The organism is Micrococcus sp. GbtcB5 (assembly GCF_019091605.1).
GTDB lineage: Bacteria > Actinomycetota > Actinomycetes > Actinomycetales > Micrococcaceae > Micrococcus > Micrococcus luteus.
On record NZ_JAGXJK010000614.1, the window covers coordinates 1 to 230 of the forward strand.

The 230-nt window shown below is 80.0% G+C and carries 1 protein-coding gene; it reads right to left on the reverse strand.

Annotation, left to right across the window (positions count from 1 at the left end; translation table 11 throughout):
- On the reverse strand, nt 1-230 hold a 230-nt coding region (locus KVS67_RS13705), incomplete at both ends, for a Nif3-like dinuclear metal center hexameric protein (RefSeq protein WP_217565610.1).

Here is a 230-nt window from a genome sequence, read left to right on the forward strand (position 1 = left end):
TGGGCGGGGTCGCCCGCCACGCGCACGCCGCCGGCGGTGGCGGGCCCCGCCGAGTGCACGGGGCGGGCGAAGGCGGCCAGACCGGTCTCCTCGGGCAGGTCGCCCACCCGGCCGATGCCTACGGCCCCGGTGCCGGCGGCGGAGGTCGACAGGGGCGAGAGCGCTCCGGTGACGCCGACGGCAAGGGCCAGCACGTCCGAGACGCCGCCCACGACGGCGTCGGCGTTGGT